Origin of the sequence: Ammoniphilus sp. YIM 78166 (assembly GCF_004522215.1) — a bacterium.
Lineage (GTDB): Bacteria > Bacillota > Bacilli > Aneurinibacillales > RAOX-1 > YIM-78166.
The window spans coordinates 769,886-796,751 of sequence record NZ_SDLR01000003.1; the positions used below are offsets into that span (position 1 = coordinate 769,886).

Here is a 26,866-nt window from a genome sequence, read left to right on the forward strand (position 1 = left end):
AAGTCACTTTAATCCTCATCCTTATAGTCAATATCTTCAGGAATCCCTTCCTCCGCTTCGAGCTCCATTAGTTTCTTCCATTTTTCCATCTGTTCAAGATGATCGTTAAATTGCTCTTTATTGATGAGAAATTGTTCACCGTCGAATAGTGCGCGAATACGTTTTTCTCTAATAAGATGTTTAATAAAGTCCTCTGAGAAGTTAAGATATTCCGCTGTTTCCTTTATCGTGAGATACATCGCACCCTCCTAACCTTGGATCTTGGCTCGGCCTTGTCTAAAGTGGCCAAGTACCTCGTCTGTTGTATTTACAGTTATAAAAGCATCAGGATCAATATCAAAGACAAGCCTTTTTAGTTCAGCTATTTCAAAGCGGGTCATGACGCACATGATAATCTTCGTTTCTTGGTTGCTATATGCGCCGCTTCCATCGATGTAGGTTACTCCACGATGAAGCTTTTTCCATATGGCATCCGTAATCAGGCGTGAATGGGGAGAAATAATCATTACGGTCTTTTTGCTTTGGACAGACTGAAGTCCATCAATAATCTTACTGGAAACAAAGATGGTAATCAATGTATACATCGTTTGCTCAAGACTATATAAGAAAGTAGATAAGAGAATGACGATCCCATTCAGAATCAACGAAACCTGACCCACCGATAAGCCATATCGCTTATTCAAGATGACCGACACAATATCCATTCCGCCTCCGGACCCTCCAATTCTCAACCACAACACAACCGAAACGCCAAGAAGGATTCCTCCATAGATAGCCGCTAGCATGGGATCTTCCGTTATATAGATCGGTTGAGGAGGCAGAAAGTCAATGAAAATAGACAAGACGATAACCGCAATCCCGCTATAGAGGATGAACCGTCTTCCCAATTCTCGATAAGCCCATATAAAAATAGGGATATTAAATAGGAAATAAAGTAAACCGACCCCCCACCCCGTAAAATAGTTTATAACAATCGTAATTCCGGTAAGACCACCACTTAGAATATCGTTGGGGATAATCAGATAATTAAAAGCAAGGGCGGTTATAAAGCAAGCAAATAAATTAAGGAGAAAATGAAAGCTAACGGAAAGCATATTTTTCTTCAAAACGGCACCTCGGTTCTCTGTAGATATCGGAAATTCCATAGTACAATACATGTGGAATGAAAAAAAGTGTCTCATAGAGACACCATGCACTATACAATTAAACGATCCATCGTTTCGACCAACTTATCAATCTCGGGTTTAGTAATCTGAGCGTTCGCTCCTACCTGCTCTCCTTTATGTCGAAGCGAGTCTGATATGAGAGATGAAAAAATAATAACGGGCAGCTCTTTGAACACTTCATGCTCTTTGATCCTCTTGGTGAAATGAAGTCCGTCCATTCGAGGCATCTCAATATCGGTAATCACCAACTCGACATACTTCTTGAGTTGGTTCTTGTCCTTCTGATAGATCTCCTCAAGGTGATCCCAAGCTTGCTGACCATCCTGGAAAAAAGATAGCTGCTTATAACCGGCTTCTATCAGGGTTTCTTCGATAAGCTTGCGAAGAATCCAGGAATCCTCGGCAATCAGGATCCGCTTAGTTGCCCTTTCTTCTTTGGATCCCGTTTTCTGGACACGTTCCTTCGTAATGCCGACGCTAGGATTAATGTCAACCAGAATTTTTTCGAAATCGAGCAATAGAATGATTTTATCCATTTTCTTAATAACACCGATGAGCGAACCTTCCATGGTTTGAAACATCTGAGAAGGCTTCTCAATTTCTTCCCATGATACCCGATGGATCTGATTGACCCAGCTTACATGAAAGATCACCTTCATCTGATTGAATTCGGTCACGACAAAAACGCCTGTATCCTCGTTTTCCCACGGTAATCCAAGAGCTAGAGAAAGATTAATAACAGGTAGAATTTCATCACGCAACTGGATAAGCCCTTCAATATACGGATGATGCTTCGGGAGCTTCGTTACCCTAACTGGACTCGTGATCTCTCTGACCTTTGCCACATTAATCCCAAAGCAATTCTTACCGTCGATCCCCAATTCCAGTACTTCAAGTTCGTTTGTTCCGCTTTCTAGTAAAATTCCTTGTTTGAGTTGATTATTCATGCTATCGGCTCGCCTCCCTGGCGTATCCCTATTCTTGAATGGTAAGATAGTACTATAATATTCGCTTAAACTGTCTGTTTTCCTTCTGTCCCTTTTGTTGTTCACTAATCCTTCAATAAATGATAAAGGATCTTCAGATAACATGGCTGAAACTAATCGAATCATCCTTATGGCCGATATGAACGCGTTTTTTGCAAGCTGTCATCAAAGCGTTAATCCCTCATTGCGAAACAAGCCTATCATAGTGGGCGGCTCGATGACGGATAAGCGAAAAGGTCTAGTCATAGCTTGTAGCTACGAAGCAAAGAACCAAGGGATATATACCACTCAGTCGGTTTATCAAGCTAGAAAAAAATGCCCCGAAGCTATTTTCGTTCAACGTGATCATGCGCTATACCATTCTATCTCTTCTAAAATAATGGAGTTTTTACGTTTGCTAGGTCCTATAGAAGTCGCCTCCATCGATGAAGCCTATGTGGATGTCACAGAGCGCTTCGAGACAGGAACTCACCCCATTCTCATTGCCCGTTATATTCAACAGACCCTATGGGAAAAGATTCTTATTCCTTGTTCAATAGGCATCGGACCCAATAAGATCATCGCAAAGATGGCTTCCGAAGTTAAAAAGCCTCGTGGGATTGTACAGATGGGAGTCAAGCAGTTTATGACCTATTACCACCCGCGTTCTTTAAGCTCCTTATACGGATGCGGCACAGCAACAGAAGAAAAGCTAAATAGACACGGAATCTATACCATCGGTCAGCTTGCTCAAGCAGACCCTCCCTTTCTTCGATCGATACTTGGGAAACGGGGGGAATTGCTCAGCCAATTTGCTAATGGCATCTCCTCGAATGCAATTAATGAGGAAAGAGAAAAGGGAGATAAAACAATTGGAAAGGAAACAACCTTTAATGAGGACATTCATGATTCTGGCACCATTATGGAGATTGCGACGAACATGAGTCAAAGGCTGGCCCATCGTCTTCAGGAAAAAGGAAAAAAGGCTCGAACGGTATCCATTGTGTATAAGACGGAACGGACCGGACCATCCTACTCCAAAAGCTTAACCCTTCCTCATTCCACTAGTGATGCCACCCAAATCAAACGGGCAGCCCAAGCTCTATATCTAGAGCACTTAAATGGTTCAGCCTTACGCTTATTTGGAGTACGACTATCTAATTTAGAGGAAGCGGAGTATGATCAGCTTACGTTCCAGGATTTTGACTTTAAAGCATAGTAGTACAATACAAAATGCCCTCGCACTCATATCTAAATCAATGAGTCGAGGGCATTCGTGATTCATCTTCCGTATTCATGTTTCTATCCTTTCTAATCTAATAGACCTCAGTGATTCTTCTTATACCATCGCATCCCTCCCCTAGCATGGATCAAACAGAGGAGACATCACCTCAATCTTATGTATTTTCGCTTAGGATGTAATCTCTTGCTGTAATTAAATATTACCACTTCCTAAAGTTTTTGTAAAAGTCAGATATGCACAAAATTCAGTCATTTTTCACAAAAAAAGCTCCTTTTTCCTTCATTCTCTCCTTGTGGGTAGGTTTTTCTGCATTTTTCGACACTATACCTGTGATCAAATGAAACAAAGCGGACATAGAGTTATGTCCGCAACGATTCTACTTGTACCGTCGTGGAGAAAAATGTAGCTCCTCCACCCATATCAGCTAGTCGATTGGATGTAAGTTTATTTATAAGCTGCGACCCACTTGGCCCCTCCCACCAAAGTCCTTGGCTTACGACAACACCAGGAAGCATAGCTTCAGTAACCCATGCTGAAAGCTGACACTCCCCTCGTGCATTCCAGACTTTGATTTGATCTCCAGTCTTGATCCCCCGGTGTGCGGCATCCTCCGGATGCATCTGCAATGTGGGCATCTTTTCCATGTTCTGCAGCTTCTCTACATTAGCGAAGGTAGAGTTTAAGTAATTGTGGTTAGGCGGCGTGATGAGCATAAGAGGAAAAGACTCTGCACTAGATAGACTCTCGCCGTCATATCCTTCCTCTAAAGGAATATACTCCGGCAGAGCCGGTTTTCCTTCCAGCTTCAACCGTTCCGAGAACAATTCGATCCTGCCAGAGGGGGTTGGAAGACGTTTCAAGTAAGGTTTTTCTTGTCCGAGCGCAAGCTTCATCCACCCTTTTTCCTTTAAGCCTTCTAGCGTAATACCCTGCAGATAAGGATTCGCTGGATTGTCCAACGCCTGCTGAATCAGATCCTCTTCTGTATCCTGAAAAGGACTGTCCTCAAACCCCATAGCTTGCGCTAATCGTTTGAACAATTCGAAGTTGGACTTGGATTCTCCCAGCACTGGAATAACGGGCTCCTGTAGTTGAATGTAGGGGTGCCAGTAGGACTTATACAAATCCGTATTCTCAAAAGATGATGTAGCCGGCAATACCAGATCTGCATATTTAGCCGTATCCGTAAGGAAAAGATCATGTACAACGGTAAACAGGTCCTCACGCAAGAGCCCGTTTATCACTTCATTGGCATCAGGAGCAACCACCACTGGATTGCTATTATAAACAAACAGGGCTTCAATGGGGGGATTCTTTAATTGATTAAGCGCCTCCCCCAGTTGGTTCATATTGATTACTCTTGCTTCGGGATTCTTACGTAATTGTGGACAAGAGAGCGCTGTCTCATTCAACCTGGCATACCAGCCATTGCTTTTTGTCGCTCCACCTCCCCTAAGCTTCCATTGACCCGTTAGTGCCGGCAAACAGGCAATGGTTCTAACAGCCATCCCTCCATTGTCATGATGCTGCAGGCCATTTCCGATGCGGATGAAGGAAGGAGAAATCTCTCCGTACATTTGGCTAAGTTTGAAAATATCATCCACAGGGACACCAGTAATGGCAGCAACACGGTCAGGAGAATAGGCCAACACATGCTCTCTCAGCTCATCGTATCCATGAGTATATTGAGTAAGGAAGTCTTCATTAACCATCCCTTGTTTAAAAAGCACGTGCATCATTCCTAGAGCTAAGGCCGCATCTGTACCTGGACGTAGAGGAATGAACCAGTCCGCCCATTTTCCCGTTTGGTTCTGGTGTACATCAATCACCACAACCTTGGCTCCCCTTTTCCTCGCCTTTTCTGCTAGCATCACCTGATGCATATTCGTGCTCACAAGATTACCGCCCCAGATGATGATGAGCTTAGAGTCCACCGTTTCTTCCGGCTGCAGCCCTCCGGTTATTCCCATGGTGTAGGCGTATCCTACATTACCGGCAATGCTGCAAATCGTCTGGTTTAATTGACTCGAACCAAGCCGGTGAAAAAATCGCCGATCCATACCATCTGCGTTTAAGACCCCCATATTCCCGTAGAAGCTATAAGGGAGAATGGCTTCGCTGCCTGATCTATTGATGATTTGATGGAATCTGGATGTAATTTCAGCAATCGCTTCTTCCCAAGTGATACGTTCAAACTCTCCATGCCCCTTCTTCCCCACACGCTTCATCGGATACAAAAGGCGTTCGGGATGATAGATCCGCTCGGCCATATGGCGAACCTTATTGCAGATTGCGCCCTGGGTTACGGGATGCTCCGGATTTCCTCGGACCTTTGTAATCCTTCCTTCTTCTTTATACACGTGAAGCGAACAGGTGTCCGGACAATCTAATGGACAGACGGAATGAAAGATTCCATTGTCTTGAATACGGTTTGCTGTCAAATCTGTTCTTCCTTTCTACTAGACATATGAAGAAATTATATGTCTTTTCAAGAGATTTCTCCATTAGATTATCTGCTTGATAACAGAAGCTTGATGCCTAAACTACCAAAAACCGTGCCCTTGACGTACTTTAGCCCTTTGACAAACCAGCTGCTTCCGTTCACCTTTGCACCTAATCTTGAAGCGAATTGCGAAATAAGAGTGAAAATGATAAGCGTCTCGATGATAAAAATGAACCCGAATAGTAGCATCTGCAAGCCAGCATGACCTCGCAGAGGATCCACGAATTGGGGTAAAAACGTCAAGAAGAAAATAGCGACCTTTGGATTGGAGAGATTCATCAAAATCCCTTTGCGAAAGTGATTCCCATCTGATGTTTTATCCGCGGAAACTCCAATCGGCTTTGGCTTCTCTCGAAAAGCTTGAATCGCCAAATACAGTAAATAAACAACCCCTGCAATTTTGAGAATGTTAAACGCAATAATGGAGTGTTGAAAAATAATGGATAACCCGCCTGCTGCCAAGAAAGTGTGAATAAAGGTTCCTGTAATGGAACCAAGAACCGTTTGAATCCCAGCCTTATTGCCGGAAGCAATGCTTTGTGTTAGGACAAACAACATGTCTTGTCCAGGAATCAGAATAATGGATATGGACACAATGACATAAGAAATTAACCAAGAGTCAATCATAGCCTCCCTCTCCTTTAGCTCTCTTTATTATGATTCTCATTTAAGCATCCTCTCCAAAAATTCTCAAGCAACTGTGCTAACATACTAACAATCTAATAGATTAACAGACTAAAGCAAAAGCAAAAGCCTTCAAAGGGCGATCTTATCCCTTTGAAAGCATGGCTTCAAGTTTCCTGCAGTGCTCTTAACTTGCCGTAAAGATTAGAAGGAGGACACTACTCCTCCTCATTCATTAGCCTCGATTCGCTTTGATCAAGATAAATCTCTGCATCTAGGGCTCGATCGGTGGATTGAGCTTGATTTCCTAGATAATTTTTTGCATAAAGTTGTTGATTATCCGTAAGCTTGGTACTTCCCTTTCCCTTTTCCATGGTTCGCCTCCTCTTTAAGACTTGTGATCAGTTAATAGTGTGTGTTTGTGCCCACAACGGATATACTTAACATTATAACTGGGATATACTGGAGGACTCTGCTCTACTGACTATAAATCAACCTGGATGTGTGATAAAATACATTCATTATTAGTATTATTAGGTAAAACGGACATGCTTTTATTGTTTAGTGGAAACAATGCCTAATATTGAAAGATGCTTGTTGAACAAATCGCTAAAAATAATTGGAGCTGATACACGAATGATACGTGCTGGTATATTAGGCGTAGGGCACTACGTCCCCGAGCAGGTTATGACTAATCATGCGTTTGAGGAAACATTAGAAACGTCCAACGAGTGGATCCTCGCTCGGACAGGGATTAGAGAAAGACGAATTGCAGGAGAAGATACCGATACCTCTGACTTGGCAGCACATGCGTCCATCGAAGCCATTGAGCATGCCGGAATCGGCGTTGAGGATATCGATATGATCCTCGTAGCCACAGGAACAGCAGATTATGATGGATTTCCTTCTGTAGCCTGTCTTGTCCAAGAAAAAATTAAAGCTCGACAGGTTCCAGCATTGGATGTGAGCGCTGCGTGTGCAGGCTTCACCTATGCTATGGTCGTGGCCAAACAATTTATTGAGACAGGTACCTACCGCCATGTCCTGGTAATCGGAGCAGAAAAAGTATCCAAAAAGCTGGATTGGACCGATCGCAATACGGCTATTTTGTTTGGTGATGGCGCCGGAGCCATTATTATGGGACCGGTTTCCGAGGATAAAGGAATACTTTCCTTTGATTTAGGGGCTGACGGCACAGGGGCTGAGCAGTTATTTATCAAAGATTACTTAAGAATGAACGGACGGGAAGTCTATAAATTTGCCGTTCGACAAATGCCTAAGTCCATTCACCAGGTCGTTGAGAAGGCTGGGTTAAATTTATCCGAGATTGATTTGTTTATCCCTCACCAAGCCAACTCTCGCATTATCGAAGAAGCGGCAAACAAGCTGGGCGTAACGAAGGATCGCTTCTCCATGACGCTTGATCGTTATGCTAACACTTGTGCAGCGACTATTCCTCTCTCACTGAAGGAGGAGATTAACTCAGGCAGACTCAAGAGCGGTGATGTTGTGGTCATGGTAGGTTTTGGCGCCGGTCTAACCTGGGGATCTGTAGCGATGATATGGGGTAAATAATAAGACGCAGAAAAAGGAAAAAGCCTTGGATACTCCCAAGGCTTTTTTATTTATGTAGGATTCTTACGCGTTCACAGAGTCCTTAAGCAACTTCCCGGCAGAAAACGCTGGAATTCTAGAGGCTGCAATTTCAATTTCTTCTCCCGTTTGCGGATTACGGCCTTTTCGAGCAGCTCTCTCGCGAACTTCGAAGTTCCCAAAGCCAATTAATTGAACCTTCTCGCCTTTCTTTAAGCTTGTTTCAATCGCTTCAAAAACGGCATCAACCACCTTGGCTGCATCTTTCTTCGTTAGTTCAGCGGACTCGGCTACATAAGCCACTAGTTCTGTTTTGTTCATGGATTTACCTCCATAGTGAAATATTGGGTACGTGCTCTCATATTAAACAAACTTACGTTCGAAAACAAGGGGGAACGCACGATATTCGCTAATTTATTCTTATGGATATACTAGAAATGTTGTATTTTAACCTTTATTTAGGGGGGGTTACATGAAAAAGACCATCCATGTTGTAGGTGCAGTGATCCGTAATCATGAAGGGGAGATATTATGCGCGTTGCGCTCACCTTCTATGTCGATGCCAAATCTCTGGGAGTTTCCTGGCGGAAAAATGGAAGAGGGTGAAAGTCCAGAGCAAAGCCTAGTGCGAGAAATTCAAGAAGAGCTAGGCTGTACTATCGAGGTTCAAGATTTAATTGAAGATATCCATCACGACTACCCTTTTGCAGTCGTTCATCTGTTAACCTATCGCGCTAGGTTATTGAGCGGGACACCTACGGCTAAGGAACATGCACGCATCGACTGGGTTCCTGCTGATCAGCTTCTCTCACTCGAATGGGCTCCGGCTGACATACCGACCATTCGCGCTCTAATTTAAGAAACAAAAAAACCCCACCGATTCGGAGGGGCGATTCTCTCTCAACACTAAACTGAACTTGTTTAGTTACCTTGATTATACGAGCTATCTGCCTTTATGGATACCCAAAATTTTTACCTGCTAACCCAAAGAGAGGGAATTTCATTCCTGCCGAATGTACTTACGGTCATTCATGAACAACTTCCAAAAGTAAATGAAGCCCGGGAATAAAATAACAAATCCCACAATGTAACTAATAAATACGGCACGAAACGTTGCCGGGTGGGTAAAGCCGGATTCCACGGTCACCAAGGGATACACCATATAAGGCAGATGAGCTCGGCCATAGGCATAGCTTGCGATGAGGTATTGAGTGACGATGGCGATTACCGCTAACCGCGGCCGCCCTCTCACCCCTTCCTTTATCCCGGAAGGAATGAAGAGTGCTACGTAACCCAGCATAAAAATGAAAATAGAGGCTAGCAAATGAGGGAAATACTCCATCATATTGTCATAAAGCCAAGGGGCCTCTACTTCAATCGTCAACATGATAAAAAAAGTCATGAACAGCACGATAGGCCCTAAAAGTAATGCATCCCGCCGGTAAATGGAATAGGCTTCCCTTTCCTCAGCGACATTAGAATAATCTGCTAACAACAGAGACGATAAAAAAAGCGTACTGCTGACGGCAAAACCAATAAAAGCATAGGTCTGAGGACTGGTAAACAATCGATCCAGCTGAAGCTGCTCTACTCCATTGATGACCTCGATATAGCCACCATGAGTGATAGGTAATACACTTAAGAGCAATCCGGGAATAAGGACACCGGTAATCCCGGAGATATACGTGAGTGGCTTTCGATATTCATCTGCAATATGGGAAAAAACCAAAAAGCCGCTTCGTATGGACAGAAGTAAAAGAATGATGCTTCCGGGTATAAGAAGTACCGTGCCTAATGTAAAGGTCGCCCCAGGAAAAAAACTAATCAAAGCAACCACAATTCCCACAATAAATACGTTCGTTACTTTCCACGTCGGGGATAAATAACGGTTTGCAATATTGGTTGCGTTGTTTTTCTCTCGGTTAATATACACCATTGACCAAAAGCCTGCACCAAAATCCATCGTAGCCATAACCGCATAGATAAATACGAATCCCCAAAGGACAGAAATAGCGAGAAGCGCATCGGTACTCATGCCGGGCTTCCTCCTGCTGAGTCAGCGTGTTTACTAAGCTCGCTGTGTACAGGATGCCTCCGGAAATAATAGAACAGCACAAGGACGACGGATAGTCCTAAGATCACGTAAACACCAGCAAATAAGGCAAATAGGACCCCTAATTGAGTCGAGCCGGTTACGGCTTCAGCCGTTGTCATCATGCGGTAGATAACCCAGGGCTGTCTGCCTGTACAAGCGAAGATCCAGCCGAACTCAATGGAAAGCATAGACAACGGACCCGATGCGACAAAAGCCCACATCAGCCATTTAGGAAACTGATCTCGCTTCAAAATCTTGTTCCAGAAAAAGCCGACCATGGAAAGAAGAATGAGCATCGACCCTATCCCTACCATCGCATTAAACAACGTATGGACAAATAGAGGTGGCCACCACTCCTCTGGAAAATCATTCAACCCTCGCACAACCGTATCAAATCGATCTCCGGCAAGAAAGCTTAAGGCCCATGGAATGTGAATCGCATACTTTACTGTTTCCGTTTCCCGATCCGTAAACCCTCCTATAGCCAGCGGCGCATAGGGCTGTGTTTCAAATAATCCTTCGGCTGCAGCGAGCTTCTCGGGCTGGTAAATGTGGAGCATCTGTGCTGCTTCATGACCGTTCACAGCTGTGAGTAAGGAGAAGATTCCTCCCACAACCAAACTAAGAACAAGAGCTTTTCGGTGAAATTGGAATACTTCATTTTGGCTGCGCTCCTTCAGCATCTTAAAAGCTGAAATGGACGCTATCGCAAATGCCCCAGTCATAAAAGCAGATACCACCACATGGCCCGCTGTCACGAAAAAGCTTGGATTGAAGAAAGCAGCCCATGGATCGACATCGACGATTTCCCCCCCAACAATGCGAAAACCTGTAGGTGTTCCTTCAAAAGCATGTACATTGGTAATAAGAATGGCCGAAGCCGCGGCTCCTAAGGCAATGAGGGTTACACTAAGAATTCTCATCCATGGCGTAATGCGATCAGCCGCATAGACATAAATTGACATGAACAACGCTTCGACGAAAAAAGCATAAATTTCAATCTGAAAGGGTAACGCCATAACCTTCCCCACAACTTCCATAAAACCTGGCCATAGCAGCGACAACTGAACCCCTGCTATAGTTCCGGAAGGGATGGCTACCCCAAGCAGAACAGCAAATCCTTTGGTCCAACGATTAGCCATAATAGAGTACGCTTTGTCTTTTGTTTTTTGATAGAGAAGCTCTGCAAATAGAACCATTAAGGGAATGCCTACACCAAGAGTTGCAAAAATAATGTGAAACCCCATCGTCATTCCGAATAACGAGCGTGCTGTAAGTACGTGATCCATATAAGCAGCTCCTTTCTATTCCATTCTGTACAGGTTAAGCAGCCCATCGTGAAGCTGCTCAATCATCCCTTCGTACTCATGGGGATGGGTGAAGTGTTCTTCACTGCCGTATTGCTCTAGCCCAATAAACAGTAAACTGCCGTTATCCATATCCATCGCCATTTCCTTCCCCTTTACTTCACATAATAATGAACACAGGGATATTATTCCAAATAAAACCTTGCACATTCATGCTCATGAAAAAACCTCCCGGGGCTCCCCGAGAGGTCAACTAAAAACCTTGTTCATACATTTGGCGGATAATGGCATCTATTTCCGGTTCTTCCAAAGATAGATCGACAATTTCAGCTTGTTCCGATACTCTATTGATAATCTGTGCAGCCGTATACTCTTCTTTATTAAAACGATACCACTTCCGAACTCCTTCTTCACGGATTAATTCGGCTCCCTCCACACGAAGCTGCGGGAAATTCCTTTCTAAATCTACGATTAAGATACGCGTCTTGCCAAAGTGATCTTTTACCTTGGACAACAAACCATCATACATTACACGTCCCTGATCAATCAGTATCATCCGCTTACACAGCTTTTCAATATCTGACATGTCATGAGTGGTCAATATGACCGTAATGCCTCTCTCTTTATTCATCTCTTGGATAAATGCTCGCATGCGATCCTTAGCTACAACATCAAGCCCAATGGTCGGCTCATCTAGGAACAAAATAGATGGGTTATGTAAGAGTGAGGCTGCAATATCCGCCCGCATACGTTGACCTAGAGACAATTGACGTACGGGAGTTTGGTAAAATTCATCGAGACCAAGAATTTCAGTAAAAATCTTCATATTTTTCCGATACTGTTCATCAGGGACGAAGTAAACTTGCTTAAGCAGTTCAAACGATTCGATCGTCGGTAAATCCCACCACAGCTGAGATCTCTGGCCAAAGACGACCCCGATCTGACGCGCATTCTTTTGTCTCTCTTGATAAGGAACCAGCCCCCCTACGCGAACTTCTCCTGAGGTAGGAACCAAGATGCCGGTAAGCATCTTGATCGTTGTAGATTTACCAGCTCCATTAGGTCCGATATAGCCTACCATTTCACCTGTCTCGATCGAGAACGACACTTCCTCCACGGCGGTTTTCGTTAGATATTCCCGATGAAATAAGCTGCGCACCGCGCCCCACATTCCCTCCTGACGTTTGGCAATGAAATATTGCTTCGATAGGTCTTTTACCTCTATTAGGCTCATCAGTACTCCTCCTTTCTCCTTGTTTAAGAACCTGTGCTCTTATAACGGTTCAATCCTGCCATCCAAATCCGGAAACAACCCCCAAAGAATAGGAATCCTACAAAGGGGCTAAGGGTTCCCCAGAAGGTAGAATACGAAGGATGATATTTCTCGAGTAGAAACAAAGCAGGTAGGTAGTTCACAAAAGCAAACGGCACGATAAAAATAAAAAACCATTGCAGAAGACGGGGATATAAAGTCAGAGGGAAGTTCATCATGCTTTTAGTAGGGAACATCACAACCCAGTAAAATCGCTCGGAACGGGTTGTCCAAAAGGCCATCGCCGAGATCAGAACTAGTATCCCTCCTTGAATCAAGGTACCACCTATAATCGCACCACATAAAACAGCCCACTTCTCTAACCCCCAGCTCAACTCGAGCTTCCAATAGGCTATACCTAATGCCAGTACACTAAATAACAGCTGCCCAAATGCCCCGATGTCAAATTTCATGGCCATAAAATGAAAAAAGGGATGGATGGGGCGTACTAAAAAGCGATCAAATGTACCGTTAACAATATATTGATCCAAGCTTCGGAAGTGAAAGAAAAAAAGCACGCAGACTCCCCACGAGAGTACGGCTAAAGCAAAAAGAAAAATAAGCTCCCATAACGTCCAACCTTCTAAGGTTTGGAAGGAGTGAAGCATAACCCACATCGTCACGGCTGTTCCGGCATAGCTCATGGCCCAGCCTAATATGTTCATAAAAAAGGCATAACGATATTGCATTTGCGCTCGAATACTTGCTGACACCATCTGAAAGTACAACCGATAGCTACTTACCCATGTTTGCCACATCATACTAGCCTCCTTGGACGACGATTTTCAAGGATGCCTTTGACCACACCCAACGAAGAAGACTAAAACAAATGACAAGCCATACCACTTGTACGAACAGAGCGTAAACCATGGCTTCCCCTTGTAATTGCCCCACAAAGATGGCATTCGGAACAAAAAATATCCCCTGGAAAGGCAAAAATCGTGCAACCATTTCCAGCCAGTCCGGAAAAAACCATAGAGGAATTACAGATCCTGAAAAAAGTGAAATCGAAAAATAAAAAATATCCTCTACCCCCCCTGTTTCGATCAGCCAAAAGGTGAATAAACCAAAAGTAAGCTCGATACTGTATCGGATGAGATAACCGAGGATAGCTGACAACACAAAAACACCCCATTGCAAGAGCGAGGTTGGCGTTTGCAGATCTATTAGCCAAAACAAGACAATATACAAAGGAAGTACGGCAGTCAGCATGTGGAATAAGATATTGCCGAAGTCGGAAAACAGGGTTCTTGTGGGGTAATCATAAGGCCGCATCATTTCCATGGCGATGTCTCCCGAACGGACTCTTTCCTGGATTTCCCATAGGGGGGTTCCCGCTCCATGGATGCCCTGCAGCATTTGACTAATCACAATATAACTTAACATCGCTTCAAACGTAATTCCGCCCACATCCTCTTTCCCAGCATATAGGCCGTACCAAATAAATCCCCACATAAAAAGAAAGATGATATTGGAGAATAATCGTGTCCAAGCATCAAATCGATATGCTGCCGAACGCTGGAATGCCTTACGAGAAAATTCAAGATACATTCGGAGCTCCTGCACCACCTATCCCTCCTGTTTCTAGTTTTCACTCATTGTACCATCCCGTGGTATAGATGGTAAGATGTGCAGCACATACTACGCTCATGAGAACCTTACTGCTAATTCTTACCCTGACCGCTTTTTGTTTCACACCACAGCTTAGCAGCGCTGAAGAACTGGTTTCCATTAGACTTGCCAACTATATAGGAGAAACCAGAGAACTGGATGTGTATCTCACCGGGAACTATCTAAGCACAGATCCCTCTATCCGTCTGATCGAGGGGGTTAAATATCATCTTACCTCCCAACAGGACTCCCTGCGATTGGAAGGAAACGGGATCATTCAAGAATTTAAAACTCCTTTGGTCCTTTACCCAGAGCAATATGACACCCATCATGTAATCCGCATAAACCGAAGACCTTACTTAGGTGCCATGGAGTTTCGGCTGGTAGATACAGGACCCATCCAACCTGTAAATCATATTCCATTAGAAGATTATCTAAAAGGAGTCGTCCCTTATGAAGTGTACCCCACTTGGGGTTTGGAAACTCTGAAAGCTCAGGCTTTAGCCGCTCGAACCTATGCAGCTGCCCATGCCAAAAAAGAAATGGATGACACCATCTCCTATCAGGTCTACGGTGGTTACACTTGGTACCCTCAGACCACTAAGGCTGTTGAGGAAACCCGTGGAGAGGTCATTACGTATAGAAATCGATTAATTGAGGCTTTTTATTCTGCTAGTAATGGAGGCATGACGGAAAGCAATGCCCATGTATGGGGAGGAAACTCCATCTCTTACTATCCCATTAAGCGTGACCCCTTCGATCCGGTTCATCCATGGGAGTTTGAGCTGGAGCAATTGCAAATTTCACTTGAAGAGATTGATTGGGACCAAACGGACTGGTGGGAAAGCATCGTTGAGAAGGACGAAAACATAACGGCTACCATGAAAAAATGGCTCTATCGAAAAGGCTATTTAGGCGACTTGAAGATTTTGTCCATTCCTCGCTTTGAACTATCTGAGCATCGTTATGCTTCTCAACGTGCCACTAAGGGATCCATTGAAATTGAATTTCTAAGGAGATTACTTGATGGAACTGTTTTATTTGAGACCGTTAGCCTAACTGACGTTCCACTTTCTCACATCCGTCCGCTTATCGGAGGCAATCGGTTTAAAAGCTATCTTATTGACTCCCTGACGCTAGATAAAGGGACTTATTCCATGAAAGGCAAAGGATACGGGCATGGAGTGGGCATGAGCCAATGGGGTGCACACTATATGGGATTGCAAGGAAAAACGTATCGCGATATCTTACAGTTTTACTTTCCTGGTACCCAAATTACCTCGATGAGCCTGCCATGAGCAAGTTCATTCTCGTCTAAAGCGTTAAGTCACTGACCGTTCCGATAGCATTAGTACTTTCCCCGCCCTCAATTGATCTACTAACAATATATCGGCGGGGAACTGAACTTATTCTTCGTAGATCATCTTTCGGGTCATGCCTCCATCGACGACCAGGTTTACACCTGTAATAAAATCGTTTTCCGGATTGGTTAGATAGAGACACGCGCGAGCAATATCCTCAGGATGACCTACCCTACCTGCCGGATGTTGGGCATGGTCCAGCTCTCTGAGTCTTTCATACTCTCCAGTTTCAATCCACCCCGGACTGATCGCATTGACAGTAATCCGATCTGGACCTAAAGAAACGGCTAACGCATGAGTTAAGGACAGGATTCCTCCTTTAGATGCTGCATACGCTTCGGAGTGAGGCTCTGACATTAATGCACGAGTAGACGAAATATGGATGATCGACCCTCCCCCTCGCTGTCTCATGACTTTAGCTGCTTCTCTCGAACAGAGAAAGCTTCCTCGCAAATTGGTATGAATAACATCATCCCATTCTTCAAGCGTAATGTCGTAAGGTGATTTCCAGAAAGAGATACCTGCATTGTTGATGAGGATATCGATCGTTCCAAATTTCTGGACTGTTTCCTTGACAAGAGACTTTATTGCTTCAGGATCTCTTATATCAACGGTAACCCCTAAACATTCCCTATCACTCTGTAAAAGTAGCTGAACCGTTTCCTCTACGTCATGTTCCATTTTATCGGCGATAACAACTTTTGCCCCTTGCTCCGCATAGGACATAGCTATCGCCTTTCCAATCCCCTTTCCTGCTCCTGTGACGATAACCACTTTTCCTTGAAATAACATCATCTTTTCGCCTCCTTTTTGGGCTTTCTTTCTAGAGTCTACCCGAATGTCCCCAAGATGAAAACACTATTTCTGGGTGAGGATCAGAAATGATATGAAAGAGAGGCTATCCTGAAGGATAGCCTCTCTTTCATATCTATTGCGCTGTATATCCACCATCGATGACGGCAGCTTGACCTGTGATGCCTCCCGCTTTATCACTTGCAAGGAATAAGGCATAATCCGCGATTTCTTGAACTTGAAGAAGACGCTTCTGTGGAACAAGCGGATAAATGACTTCTGCTAGCACTTTCTCTAGCGGTACGTTTCTGGTTGCAGCTAAGTCAGCCAGCTGGTTTCGCACAAGAGGGGTGTCCACATAACCGGGGCAAATGGCATTGACTGTAATCCCATTTCCTGCCCCTTCTAGTGCAGCTACCTTAGTCAGTCCGATAACACCATGCTTAGCACTGTTATAGGCTGCTTTTCCAGCGAAGCCAACCAAGCCATTAATGGAAGCCATGTTAATCACACGGCCAAAACCTTGATTTTTCATGACCGGGAAAGCATGCTTAATCGCAATAAAAGGCGCCGTTAACATAACTTTCACTAACAGTTCAAACTTTTCAGTTGGAAAATCCTCAAGCGGCGACACATACTGCAGTCCAGCATTGTTGATGAGAACGTCTAATCGCCCGTATTTAGCCATTGTTTGCTGGATTGCTGCTTGTATCTGATCTTCATCTGTTACATTGCAACCCACCGCTAAAGCTTCAAGTCCTAGTTCTCTGAGCCTGCTTGCACTTTCTATAGCATTTTTTTCATTCAGGTCGCTGATTACGACTTTAGCCCCTTCTTGGGCAAAAGATGTAGCGATTTCAAGGCCTATACCACTTGCAGCCCCTGTAATAAAGACGACTTTTCCCTCTACCATTTTCCCCATTTATAACACTCCTCTCCTAATCTTATAATCCTAATCCCAAAGAGAACAAAGCGATCGCTATAATAACCCCAATGACAGGCACAATAACCGTTACCGCCCCTACAGCAGCGTACGCGTCTTTATGCGATTCACCACAAATTCCGCGAATCGTCGTTACTACATACCCATTGTGCGGCAAGGAATCTAGGGCACCGGAAGAGATAGCGACCACACGGTGAAGAGCTTCAGGGTTGACTCCAGCATCCAAATAGCCTGGCGCTAGCAGCGGAAGAGCAATGGTTTGTCCACCGGAAGCCGATCCTGTCAAACCAGCGATGACACTAACTGCGATAGCTGCACCGATTAATGGGCTTCCTGGAATACTAGTAAACGCCTCTACTGCAGAAGTAAAAGCAGGGGAAACTTTGGCCACACCGCCAAACCCTACTACAGCCGCTGTATTGGCAATGGCAATCAAAGCACCAAAAGTTCCGTTGGAAGCCGATTCCCAAACATTTTCTAGATATTTACGATTTAAAGCCCATGTCGCAATGATACCACCTAATAAAGCAATAATTAAAGCAGACTGTTTCAAGCTATCATGATAGACAAATGAGATCACTAATACAACAAGCAAAGGAATTAAACCCATTACAGGATTTGGCAAATCTCTGTGTACCACTTCAGGGTCGCCTTTACGGGCTTGGAAACGCTCTCCGTTTGCAACCGCTTTATTGATCATGCGCTTTAACCACCAGAATCCAAACACAACCATAAATAACGCTACAATTATACTTACTTCCCAACCCGCATAAGGTGTTGTCTCAAGATACTTGATGGGAATCCAGTTTTGAATTTCTGGCGATCCTGCAGAAGTCATGGTAAACGTAACGGAACCAAAGGCCAATGCTGCAGGAATAAAACGGCGAGGCAGATCCGCCTGCTTAAATAAGCTAAGGGCCAAAGGATAAACGGAAAACGCAACCACAAACAAGCTTACTCCACCATAAGTCAAAATAGCACAAGCAGCTACAACTGCGAGAACCGCTTGCTTCATGCCTAAGCGCTCGACTACCCACTTGGATACGCTATCAGCAGCCCCAGTGTCTTCCATTACCTTTCCAAATATTGAACCTAGCAAGAACATCAAGAACCAAGAAGATACAAAGCCCGAAAATCCAGACATATAGTTGCCTACAAAGTTTGCCTCACCTTCAGCAACCAGCTGCGGGAATAAAGGAATTCCGCTTAATACCGCCAGGAAAAGGGCACATAACGGAGCCGCAACAAGAAGGTTCATCCCTCTCATGGTCAACCAGACTAGGAGGGCGAGTCCTCCTACTAAACCAATCATACTTAACATAGTAAATCCTCCCTTTTATTTTTTAACCGCTTTCATGCTTTTATCTTAAAGCAAGAAGTGTGCCAAAAGATCTCAGATTAAGTGTCTAATCCATGAAACCTCCCTTATATCAAGGTTTTGTCGAATCAGAGCACAGTAAATTTACTTTTACACACCTTTAGTCCTAGAAAAAAACTTTCCTACATCTCGGATTGTATTCCTGATTGACGGAAAAAAGGACAACGATTACCGATGTCCTTTTTCTTCTTCAATCTGATATTTTTCAATTTTGGCGTAAAAACTCGACTTACTGATTCCCAGCCGTTTTGCAGCTGCGAGCTTGTTTCCTCGTTCCTTTCCGAGCGCCTCAAGAATGGCTTCCCTTTCCGCGTCCTCCAGTACGTCTTGTAAGCTTCGAGAAAAAGAAGTATTGTGGATCTCTCTTTTCCCTTTCCTAGATGAGCCCAGAAGAGTAGGAGGTAAGTCCTCTAAAGTAATTTCATTGCCTTCTTTTACATATAGAGAACGCTCAAGAATATTCCTAAGTTCACGAATGTTGCCAGGAAACGGGTAATTGACCAAGTGATGTAGAGCGGAATCCTCCAACCCTTCGACTTGAATCCCGGTTTCACTCCTTAATTGACTCAGTAAATGATTAATAAGAAGAGGAATGTCCTCCGCTCTTTCTCGCAAAGGAGGAATCTCAAGCATCAGAACATTTAAACGATAGTATAAATCTTCTCGGAATTGGCCTTTTTCAACGAGTTCCTCTAGATCTTTATTCGATGCCGCAATAATACGAACGTCAATAGGTTCCGGGGAATCAGCGCCGACAGGCTCTATCTCTTTTTCCTGCAGCACACGAAGTAGCTTTACCTGCATACTTAGAGGCATTTCACTAATCTCGTCAAGAAAAATAGTCCCGTTAAAAGCTAAAGCAAACTTTCCTTTTTTTCCTGAACGTTTCGCTCCGGTAAAAGAGCCTTCCTTATACCCAAAAAGCTCAGATTCAAACAACGTCTCGGGAATTGCAGCACAGTTTACACGGATAAACGGACCGTTTGAACGCATGCTCTCTCGATGAATGGCATGGGCAAACAACTCTTTACCAGTACCACTCTCCCCCTTGAGTAGAACGGTCGTGTCGCTTTTAGCTACTCTTTTGCCCAGCGTTTTCACCCTTTCGAGTATAGGACTCACGCCAATAATCTGGTCAAAAGAATACTTAGCTCCTACACGTCGGTGAACTTCCCCTTTATAGTTGTCTATTTCCTTGTATAGCTTTGAGAATTTGGAGTTCATCGCGAATAGTTCGTCGATATCCTGGAACATGATTTTCCCAACTACCGCAATGACCTCTCCATCTACAACAACAGGTATACGATGGGCAATCATCTGGTGACCGTTTATGGATTGGACATCGGCAATTTCTGCTTGTCCTGTTTTTGCAACAATATGCATTCGTGTATTTTCAACCACTTCGGTAACATGCTTGCCAATAATCTGGTCCACCTCTTGACCTACAAAGGATGCATAAGTGTCGTTTACAGTTTGAATAAAGCCGTCTTTATCTACAATAATGATTCCTTCATATGCATGCTCCAGTGCTGTGCGAAAAAGAGCAAGCTCCTTATCCGTGCGCCGGATCTGCTGAGTCAAGCTCCGCAGTAACTTATGCACCCATCCGTCTCGATTAATAATCATGATGTCCACCTTCTAGTAGAATATCAATCTAGTTTTTCCTGAATGAAAATGTTATGAATAAAAACTTCTTCAACTGGAGTGCTCGGCTCTCCCATATGGTTCCTTTTAACACTCACATTGGATAAGGCATCAATCGTACTCATCCCGTCTATTATCCTGCCAAAGATCGTATAATGCGGAGCATTATTTAAAAACTCGCTATCTGGTCCATTACAAATAAAGAATTGGCTCCCATTGGTGTTTGGACCTGCATTAGCCATTGCAACAATTCCTTTTTCATATTTGGTCTTGGAGTTTAATTCATCCTCAAATTGATATCCCGGACCGCCTGTCCCCGTTCCCGTGGGGTCTCCAGTTTGGATCATAAAATCTTTGATCACTCGATGAAAAAGTATATTTTTATAATATCCCTCTTGTGACAAGAAAATAAAATTATTTACCGTTTTTGGTGCTTGATCTGCAAATAGTTCTATCGTAAACTGCCCCATGTTCGTTACAACAGTAGCCTGATAATTCTTTTGTGGATTAATGATCATTTCCGGTGGCTTCGACCACTTCTTCGTAGAGGTTTCTCCACGAACAGCGGAGGATTTTGCTTCTTGTAACCCATTTTGTATTGCATTGAGAAGAAATTGAACCGCTTCGGCTCTTGTTAGTAAGTCATTTCCCTTAAAAGCTTCAAGAGGGTTGTCATGCTTGATTTTGCCGGAAGCAAGTTTTTTGGATATAATATAGCGGATAGCGGGGTCTCCCTCGAACGGATCCCCATTAGCTGCCGCAATCAACTCGGCTACTTGATTCCTTCTTATCGGCTGATTTCGGATAACATGGCTTTCCTGTCCTCGTACCGGATAAAGAAAGGCCGCAGCTTGTTGGTAAAAGGGATCTGCCCAGTGCTTATCCATCTTTTTCTCCACGTTGGTTTGGGCCGGAAGGGCCCGGAATAACATGGTTATAAACTCTGCTTCCGTAACAAAAGCATTGGGCTTAAAGGTTCCATCCTCATATCCTTTTATTACGCCTGCTTCAACAGCCCACTGGATCGATACGGATGCCCAGTGCCCATTAACGTCCCGAAAAGCAGGGGCTGCAGCCTCGCTTACTGTCGTCCAAAGTAGCGTAGTTGCTAGTATGGATATCATCGCTATCTTTTTCATGTTTACTCTCCTCCAGCCGTCATCACATACGAGTTCTATTCTATCACCTTTAGAACAAATGAAAAAGCCAACCTCATGGGGTTGGCCTCGGGAGACTCAAGAATTTTTAGGTGGGTTTAGCTTGATCCCTTTTTGATCATTCGTGTGGATGGCAGATTTCTTGCCACTTTGGTTTCTTACCATCCAGTCGCCGCTTTCAGGTTGGGCAAGATTATTATGTTTTTTATCCATTGATTCAGCTCCTTTTTCAAAGTTATACTTGACCTAACAGACAAGGAGGAAACGGTCATGCTCATTGGTGTTTCTATACTTATGTTTATTGCAGCACTGGTATTTGGGGGAATGATGTTCTACTTTATACGTAAAGGCAGCCGAGACGAATAGCTGTCTTGGCATTATTATGCGTTTAGAAAGGTCCAGGTATGTTGTTCATGAACCGCAAGCTAGCCCTTACGTTTTTTTACTTGCTTATAGGATTTCTCATATATCAGTATGCTGAATCTATCCTATCTTGGTTTCAATCCTCAACACAGCCAGGACTAACGATGGTGTTAGCCACAGGAATGGCTTTGTTCCCCGTTATCCCTTATCCCATCATTGGTGGGTTAATTGGCGCAGCATACGGACCCGCAATGGGAGGGATTATTACCTGGTTCGGCTCCTCTGTTGCCTCCATCTTAATGTTCCTGTTTGTTCGCTACGGTTATCAGGATTGGGGCTTAAAAATTCTGCACCGATACAAAGGATTAGCTAAAGTAACGGATCTTTATGAGGACAATGCTTTTTTAATGATTCTTTTCAGTCGAATGCTTCCTTTTATTCCTTCTATAATCATTAATGTCTACTCAGCATTAAGTAGAGTATCCTTCCTTAGCTATGCGATTGCTTCCTCCTTAGGTAAGGTTCCGGCCATGCTGCTATTTGCCTTAATCGGCAATAATCTCGTTACAGATTCAAGAAACCTTTTTATTACTTTGACCATCTACGGCGGATTCTTAGCAGTCACTCTAAGCTGTTACTATTGGTGGAAAAAAAAGCGACACGCATAGAGCGTGTCGCTTTTATCTTCTATTCTTCCACAGGACTAAATTCATGAACCCAGACCTTCATCTGGGGAAGCCATGGCATTCCTTTGTGAATCGAAAGGATGGAGTTCTTATATTCTTCTAGTGTAGCGTATCCTTCTCGCTTAGCGCTTTCGTCTGTTAGATCCCCAAGCGTCTCTTGATATACACGATCTACGCGAAAAGACTTACCCTGAAGCGTCAGGATCTCTCCTGGGTCCGCATATCTCCCATTTCGTCGTGTAGAAGTTTTCTTTCCCTCCAGCACCTTTTCCACGTCTTCAGGTCTCGTGATCATTCGATCAATTTCACAGGTCTTGGGTGGCAATGTCGTGTTAGACATCATGCTTCATCCTTTCTTCAACTATGTAATTAAAGCCTTAAAACAATTTTAATCCATCCGTCTTCCTTACGGGCAAACATATGATAAGCTTGCTCGGCGTCTTCAAGGCTAAGTTGGTGTGATCCTAAAGTTGCAAGATTTAATTCCCTACACAGTCTATCACAACTTGGGCCCAGCCGCCTGTATTTTCTTTAAGAATAGGACTCAAATCTTCAACTTTTTGAAAATTGAAGGCTTCCGCATTTCTAAGGTAAATGCTTTCATCGAGGCTTTTCCCCTGGATCTTGAATGGAAAACAAATAATAAATCATAGTTTCTTGCTCCTCTTTAGTGAATCCACTTTCTTCATCAACCCAGTAAGCATGACCCTCTCCAGTTACATGCGGGGTGATATCTTTCGCCTTACGATTAGCTTCTACTACGCGTTCGCGCAATCGGCGGTCCACCATGGCCCGCAAGCTATTAAAAGGATTTGGCTCTATCCCCTTTTGAACGGTTTCGGACACCCCGATTTGTTTTTCCAGATCTCTTCCCACCGCTACACCCCCATCATGCAAGTAAGGTGCTGACCAGTATAAACCTAATAAGCTTGGCACCTTATAGCCCCCTTTTGTCGGGCTATGCCCCCAAGCCAGCATAAGCTGATTTCTTTGGTCATCCGTAACCCTAAGAGGTACGGGTTTCACATTTGGGGGAACTGGCACTGGTGTATCTTTACTCCAAAGAGAAGGCTCCGAAAAATATTTTTCGGATAAGAAAAATCCTTTCGCGCGAGTAGGTTCCGTTCCGACCTCCTCGACAGGTACAACTCGGTTGTTGGTGAGGTAATCTCCCGCATGACAAGCTATGCAACCCGCTCGCTCAAATATTTCTCTACCTGCCGTTTTTGCGGTCACCTTCACCTCAGGTTCAGGCACAAGATTGGTATTCATCCAAGCTGACACCGCATTTACTTGCTCCCATGCGCGATATCCTGGGGTCCCCTGGAATAAACTTACACTGGATACATACGAAATCTTCGGGTAGAAAGGAGTCGGTACCAGTTCATTCAAGCCAATGACATCCCGAGTCGGATCGACTCTCTTCATGAATTCACTCGGCTTCTCACTGGTACTAGGATCGTATCGATATCGTGGAGTTGCGGCATGTTGCAAAAGCGTACCTAGATAAGACTCTTTATCAATCCCTAATACAGGACCGCTAATCTCCATTTGAGAAGTTGCATCCGTATTTTGAGCATGGGCATTGTTTATCGCCGCACTTAACCCTTGATAAGGACCAATCAAGCCTTGTCCGCTCCAGCCGTAGGGATGGTCGCCAAGGGTGAAGGTATCGGGAATTTGAACCGGATTATTCTTATAATCTAGGGTTGTATCAATACTTCCTCTTGGCCATTCTGCAATCTGCCGGTCTACCGCTTTTTCTAAGGCTTCGGGGTCAGGAAGTAGTACTCTCTTTCCCTTGGAGTCCATAATCTCCCGTGAAGGGTCAGTTAAATAATCTTGCAGGCTCTTTATATCGGTATGAGAGAAGTAGGAAGCCGTATTCGTCCCCATCGCCAGTATCATGCCAATATTGAGATCCGTATTTGAAACCCCTTGCAGTATATCCCCGGTTTTTTTATCTACGGCGGCATGACAGAAAGCACAGCTAATCCCTGCCTTCAAGCGACCATCAGCCACTTTAATCTTCACTCCAAGGGGAAAGAATGCTCCCTTAGGTACATCCAATCCTGTGTCAAAGAGCTCGCCCCTTTGGAAGGTTTTATCCCCGACTGTAAAGGATTCCGCCAGCTCCACCTGCAAGTTAGTGGTACCTTTTCCTGCCAGTGCCATAACTGCCTTTGTAATATTTGCTAAAGTAAAAGGGCCATCAAACGCCCCCAGTATATCCGTAAAAAAAACTTCATTCCCAAAGGTTTCGCCATAAAACATCTTACGGCCCAATTCCAGCGTTTCAGGGCTGTAGTCATCTCCTGATTGAACCTGAGCAAGATTAGTTTTCTCCGGATTTTTAATTTTCGCTTGAGAGGGAGAGTAAATAAACTCAAACTCTCCTCCGAACAGCCCCCATGCTCCTAGTAGGAGGATACCGGATGCAATGGAAATCAACCATAGTCCTCTTTTTTTCCAGTTCATTGTACGATCCCCCTCCTTAAGATCATCTTCCAACAAGCTTAGATTTTACCAAACAGCCAAGCTTCATGAGCTTTCCTAAAAAATGGATAATATTTCACTTTTGAGTAAAGCTAATAAAACTGTCGAAAGGAGAAAAAAGAATGGAACAGTCAGTGATCATTAAAGCAGGTCCATATGAATTCCATTACAATAGTGCTACAACTGAAGTCTATGTAAGCCAGACAGGAGACGAATGGGAGCTGGAGATCTACCAGCATAAGCATTTTCAGGGATCCCTAGAAATTGATGCAGAGGGAAGATTGACCATTATAGATGATTTTGGACTCAAGCTAGAGGAAGCTGGAGATTTCCGATTGAAGATAAAATAAGAGAGGGTTGCTCCAAGTAGAGCAACCCTCCTTCTTGTTTTACTGTTTTATAATCCTTTGATTATTCCCGTATACTGTCTAGCACCTTTTCCACAAGAATATCGGCATTCTCCGCTTCGATCGTTGTTAATTGAATCCGACAAAACGGCTTCACTCTACACATTAAACATCGACGAAAACAATCAACCACACGTACTGTTACTTTGTCGGAATGCTCCCTTTCAAGAAGCAGAAAGGCCTCTTTAGCTTCAGTATACAGAAGATTTCTTTCACAAAACTTCGCTACCCTCAATGAACCGGTTACTCCTTATTATAGTGTGTAAATTGAATGTCAAGAGTGCGCAAGTAGGTTTGTAAACCCGCATCTTGAATTGGGATGATAAACGCGGGTTCACCAGATTCATTATGGTGGGAGTGCCATAGGCCCGGCGGGGTTACAAATGCCTTTCCAGTAACCCAGTCAATACGAATGGGGTCAATAATTTCTGCGGTTACAGGATCTACCTTATCTCCCACTAGCGTATAGGTTCCAGGAGCTGCATATGCGACAAAGTCCAATGCCACAGACTTATGACTATGTGGGGCCTGATTCGCTCCCACGGGTACAATACCCAGCATGGCCCAAAGCGTATGCGTAATGGTCAGTGTTTGATCAAACTTTTGATTATTAAGCAAGATGGAGATGCGATTTTTCAGATGAGCATCCGGCGCATGAGCCACTTCGTCTAGTTTTTCTTTAGCATGTTCTGCAGTAAAAAGGGTCGGAGCAAAACGAGCTTCTGTTGCTTTCACACCAAGATAATCAAGCAAAGGGGTATCAAGAATATAGTAAATCGTTGAATCTTGAACAGCGGTATGGCGGCTGACCGATCCAGCGGGTAACGTGAAGAAGTCTCCCTGCTTCCAAGAAATAGTCTGGTCATTTACGAGGCTAGCACCGGCACCGGATATCACATAGTACAATTCACTTGTGGCGTTCGGTTTTGTTTCGAGCGAATCCCCTGAATTAATTCTCAGGAAGCTCGCTAGTAGCGATGGGCTTGTAGCAGGATATTTCGTGCCTAAATATTGAGCTAGATCTAGAGTGACTACACGGGTTTCACCTGTGGTGTAGAGTTCAGGGCCAAACTCCTGTGCAGGAATAGGACTTATGATCCCACTGCCAACGGGATCAGCTGCAGTTGTATATTCATAGAATCGGGCGTCACCCGTCCAATTTTCTTCAACGGTTCCAATCGTCAATACTCCCGGTGTAGCTAACTTTGACATAAAATAAA

At 44.0% G+C, this 26,866-nt stretch carries 29 protein-coding genes; 6 read left to right on the forward strand and 23 right to left on the reverse strand.

The features are described 5' to 3' along the window. Positions 1–8: 8 nt before the first annotated feature. From EIZ58_RS15360 to EIZ58_RS15370, 3 genes are read right to left on the reverse strand one after another with little or no spacing between them, the layout of a single operon-like run. A complete protein-coding gene (locus EIZ58_RS15360; RefSeq protein WP_134701717.1) occupies positions 9–239 on the reverse strand; it encodes an excisionase family DNA-binding protein in 231 nt (76 codons plus the stop codon). 9 nt (positions 240–248) lie between these two features. Continuing rightward, positions 249–1,157, reverse strand: coding sequence for a YitT family protein (locus tag EIZ58_RS15365; protein WP_167577732.1), 909 nt, complete (start codon positions 1,155–1,157; stop codon positions 249–251). Positions 1,158–1,195: 38 nt separating this feature from the next. Beyond that, positions 1,196–2,113, reverse strand: coding sequence for a chemotaxis protein CheV (locus EIZ58_RS15370; RefSeq protein WP_134701719.1), 918 nt, complete (start codon positions 2,111–2,113; stop codon positions 1,196–1,198). A 142-nt stretch (positions 2,114–2,255) separates the two neighbouring features. On the opposite strand from EIZ58_RS15370, the gene EIZ58_RS15375 reads away from it, so the two are divergent. After that, the gene (locus tag EIZ58_RS15375; protein WP_134701720.1) at positions 2,256–3,350 is read left to right on the forward strand and encodes a DNA polymerase Y family protein; all 1,095 of its coding nucleotides are present in this window, start codon (positions 2,256–2,258) and stop codon (positions 3,348–3,350) included. A gap of 383 nt (positions 3,351–3,733) precedes the next feature. On the opposite strand, the gene EIZ58_RS15380 is transcribed toward EIZ58_RS15375, so the two are convergent. From EIZ58_RS15380 to EIZ58_RS33445, 3 genes are all read right to left on the reverse strand, one after another. Beyond that, positions 3,734–5,815, reverse strand: coding sequence for a molybdopterin-containing oxidoreductase family protein (locus EIZ58_RS15380; protein WP_134701721.1), 2,082 nt, complete (start codon positions 5,813–5,815; stop codon positions 3,734–3,736). 68 nt (positions 5,816–5,883) lie between these two features. Next, the gene (locus EIZ58_RS15385) at positions 5,884–6,504 is read right to left on the reverse strand and encodes a LysE family translocator (RefSeq protein ID WP_134701722.1); all 621 of its coding nucleotides are present in this window, start codon (positions 6,502–6,504) and stop codon (positions 5,884–5,886) included. Positions 6,505–6,719: 215 nt separating this feature from the next. Next, the gene (locus EIZ58_RS33445) at positions 6,720–6,875 is read right to left on the reverse strand and encodes a hypothetical protein (RefSeq protein ID WP_167577733.1); all 156 of its coding nucleotides are present in this window, start codon (positions 6,873–6,875) and stop codon (positions 6,720–6,722) included. A gap of 262 nt (positions 6,876–7,137) precedes the next feature. On the opposite strand from EIZ58_RS33445, the gene EIZ58_RS15390 reads away from it, so the two are divergent. Further along, complete coding sequence (locus EIZ58_RS15390) at positions 7,138–8,076, forward strand: beta-ketoacyl-ACP synthase III (RefSeq protein ID WP_483296327.1); 939 nt, start codon at positions 7,138–7,140, stop codon at positions 8,074–8,076. Between the two features lie 63 nt (positions 8,077–8,139). Here EIZ58_RS15390 and EIZ58_RS15395 read toward each other — a convergent pair whose 3' ends face one another. Continuing rightward, the gene (locus tag EIZ58_RS15395; RefSeq protein WP_134701723.1) at positions 8,140–8,415 is read right to left on the reverse strand and encodes an HU family DNA-binding protein; all 276 of its coding nucleotides are present in this window, start codon (positions 8,413–8,415) and stop codon (positions 8,140–8,142) included. Between the two features lie 151 nt (positions 8,416–8,566). Between EIZ58_RS15395 and EIZ58_RS15400 the strand changes: the two genes are divergently transcribed. Next, positions 8,567–8,953, forward strand: coding sequence for a (deoxy)nucleoside triphosphate pyrophosphohydrolase (locus EIZ58_RS15400; protein WP_134701724.1), 387 nt, complete (start codon positions 8,567–8,569; stop codon positions 8,951–8,953). Positions 8,954–9,094: 141 nt separating this feature from the next. On the opposite strand, the gene EIZ58_RS15405 is transcribed toward EIZ58_RS15400, so the two are convergent. The 6 genes from EIZ58_RS15405 to EIZ58_RS15425 all read right to left on the reverse strand — a co-directional run bounded on the left by EIZ58_RS15405 (position 9,095) and on the right by EIZ58_RS15425 (position 14,374). Continuing rightward, on the reverse strand, positions 9,095–10,129 hold the full coding sequence (locus tag EIZ58_RS15405) for a cytochrome d ubiquinol oxidase subunit II (protein ID WP_134701725.1): 1,035 nt from the start codon (positions 10,127–10,129) through the stop codon (positions 9,095–9,097). Beyond that, entirely contained in the window at positions 10,126–11,478 is a 1,353-nt protein-coding gene (locus EIZ58_RS15410; protein ID WP_134701726.1) for a cytochrome ubiquinol oxidase subunit I, read from the reverse strand. The genes EIZ58_RS15405 and EIZ58_RS15410 overlap by 4 nt, the downstream gene beginning before the upstream one ends. A 15-nt stretch (positions 11,479–11,493) precedes the next feature. Beyond that, entirely contained in the window at positions 11,494–11,640 is a 147-nt protein-coding gene (locus tag EIZ58_RS33450) for a hypothetical protein (RefSeq protein WP_167577734.1), read from the reverse strand. 109 nt (positions 11,641–11,749) lie between these two features. After that, the gene (locus EIZ58_RS15415; RefSeq protein ID WP_134701727.1) at positions 11,750–12,730 is read right to left on the reverse strand and encodes an ABC transporter ATP-binding protein; all 981 of its coding nucleotides are present in this window, start codon (positions 12,728–12,730) and stop codon (positions 11,750–11,752) included. A gap of 23 nt (positions 12,731–12,753) precedes the next feature. Next, positions 12,754–13,566 carry an ABC transporter permease gene (locus tag EIZ58_RS15420; RefSeq protein ID WP_134702008.1) on the reverse strand — a complete coding sequence of 271 codons (813 nt, stop codon included), beginning with the start codon at positions 13,564–13,566 and terminating at the stop codon, positions 12,754–12,756. A gap of 4 nt (positions 13,567–13,570) precedes the next feature. Beyond that, the gene (locus tag EIZ58_RS15425) at positions 13,571–14,374 is read right to left on the reverse strand and encodes an ABC transporter permease (protein ID WP_205672216.1); all 804 of its coding nucleotides are present in this window, start codon (positions 14,372–14,374) and stop codon (positions 13,571–13,573) included. 83 nt (positions 14,375–14,457) lie between these two features. Here EIZ58_RS15425 and EIZ58_RS15430 point away from each other — a divergent pair, with 83 nt between their 5' ends. Beyond that, positions 14,458–15,717 carry a SpoIID/LytB domain-containing protein gene (locus EIZ58_RS15430; RefSeq protein WP_134701729.1) on the forward strand — a complete coding sequence of 420 codons (1,260 nt, stop codon included), beginning with the start codon at positions 14,458–14,460 and terminating at the stop codon, positions 15,715–15,717. 108 nt (positions 15,718–15,825) lie between these two features. On the opposite strand, the gene EIZ58_RS15435 is transcribed toward EIZ58_RS15430, so the two are convergent. The 6 genes from EIZ58_RS15435 to EIZ58_RS34870 all read right to left on the reverse strand — a co-directional run bounded on the left by EIZ58_RS15435 (position 15,826) and on the right by EIZ58_RS34870 (position 21,907). Then, positions 15,826–16,572 carry an SDR family NAD(P)-dependent oxidoreductase gene (locus EIZ58_RS15435; RefSeq protein WP_134702009.1) on the reverse strand — a complete coding sequence of 249 codons (747 nt, stop codon included), beginning with the start codon at positions 16,570–16,572 and terminating at the stop codon, positions 15,826–15,828. A gap of 136 nt (positions 16,573–16,708) precedes the next feature. Continuing rightward, entirely contained in the window at positions 16,709–17,485 is a 777-nt protein-coding gene (locus tag EIZ58_RS15440) for a 3-hydroxybutyrate dehydrogenase (protein WP_134702010.1), read from the reverse strand. A gap of 31 nt (positions 17,486–17,516) precedes the next feature. After that, complete coding sequence (locus EIZ58_RS15445; protein WP_134701730.1) at positions 17,517–18,836, reverse strand: GntP family permease; 1,320 nt, start codon at positions 18,834–18,836, stop codon at positions 17,517–17,519. A 225-nt stretch (positions 18,837–19,061) separates the two neighbouring features. After that, a complete protein-coding gene (locus tag EIZ58_RS15450) occupies positions 19,062–20,519 on the reverse strand; it encodes a sigma-54 interaction domain-containing protein (protein WP_134701731.1) in 1,458 nt (485 codons plus the stop codon). A 23-nt stretch (positions 20,520–20,542) separates the two neighbouring features. Next, positions 20,543–21,676: a peptidylprolyl isomerase gene (locus tag EIZ58_RS15455; protein WP_134701732.1), complete on the reverse strand. Its 1,134-nt coding sequence runs from the start codon at positions 21,674–21,676 to the stop codon at positions 20,543–20,545. A 96-nt stretch (positions 21,677–21,772) separates the two neighbouring features. Next, positions 21,773–21,907, reverse strand: coding sequence for a hypothetical protein (locus EIZ58_RS34870; protein ID WP_255438292.1), 135 nt, complete (start codon positions 21,905–21,907; stop codon positions 21,773–21,775). A 200-nt stretch (positions 21,908–22,107) separates the two neighbouring features. Here EIZ58_RS34870 and EIZ58_RS15460 point away from each other — a divergent pair, with 200 nt between their 5' ends. Beyond that, complete coding sequence (locus tag EIZ58_RS15460; protein ID WP_134701733.1) at positions 22,108–22,725, forward strand: TVP38/TMEM64 family protein; 618 nt, start codon at positions 22,108–22,110, stop codon at positions 22,723–22,725. Between the two features lie 19 nt (positions 22,726–22,744). Here the strand turns inward: EIZ58_RS15460 and EIZ58_RS15465 are convergent, their stop codons facing one another. Together EIZ58_RS15465 and EIZ58_RS15470 are read right to left on the reverse strand one after the other, a co-directional pair. Then, positions 22,745–23,083, reverse strand: coding sequence for an ASCH domain-containing protein (locus EIZ58_RS15465; protein ID WP_134701734.1), 339 nt, complete (start codon positions 23,081–23,083; stop codon positions 22,745–22,747). Positions 23,084–23,343: 260 nt separating this feature from the next. Continuing rightward, positions 23,344–25,221: an electron transport protein gene (locus EIZ58_RS15470; RefSeq protein WP_134701735.1), complete on the reverse strand. Its 1,878-nt coding sequence runs from the start codon at positions 25,219–25,221 to the stop codon at positions 23,344–23,346. 140 nt (positions 25,222–25,361) lie between these two features. On the opposite strand from EIZ58_RS15470, the gene EIZ58_RS15475 reads away from it, so the two are divergent. Continuing rightward, positions 25,362–25,589, forward strand: coding sequence for a hypothetical protein (locus EIZ58_RS15475; RefSeq protein ID WP_134701736.1), 228 nt, complete (start codon positions 25,362–25,364; stop codon positions 25,587–25,589). Between the two features lie 61 nt (positions 25,590–25,650). Here the strand turns inward: EIZ58_RS15475 and EIZ58_RS15480 are convergent, their stop codons facing one another. Further along, on the reverse strand, positions 25,651–25,881 hold the full coding sequence (locus EIZ58_RS15480) for a DUF1450 domain-containing protein (protein WP_134701737.1): 231 nt from the start codon (positions 25,879–25,881) through the stop codon (positions 25,651–25,653). Positions 25,882–25,889: 8 nt separating this feature from the next. After that, entirely contained in the window at positions 25,890–26,858 is a 969-nt protein-coding gene (locus EIZ58_RS15485) for a cupin domain-containing protein (protein WP_134701738.1), read from the reverse strand. Between the last annotated feature and the right edge of the window lie 8 nt (positions 26,859–26,866).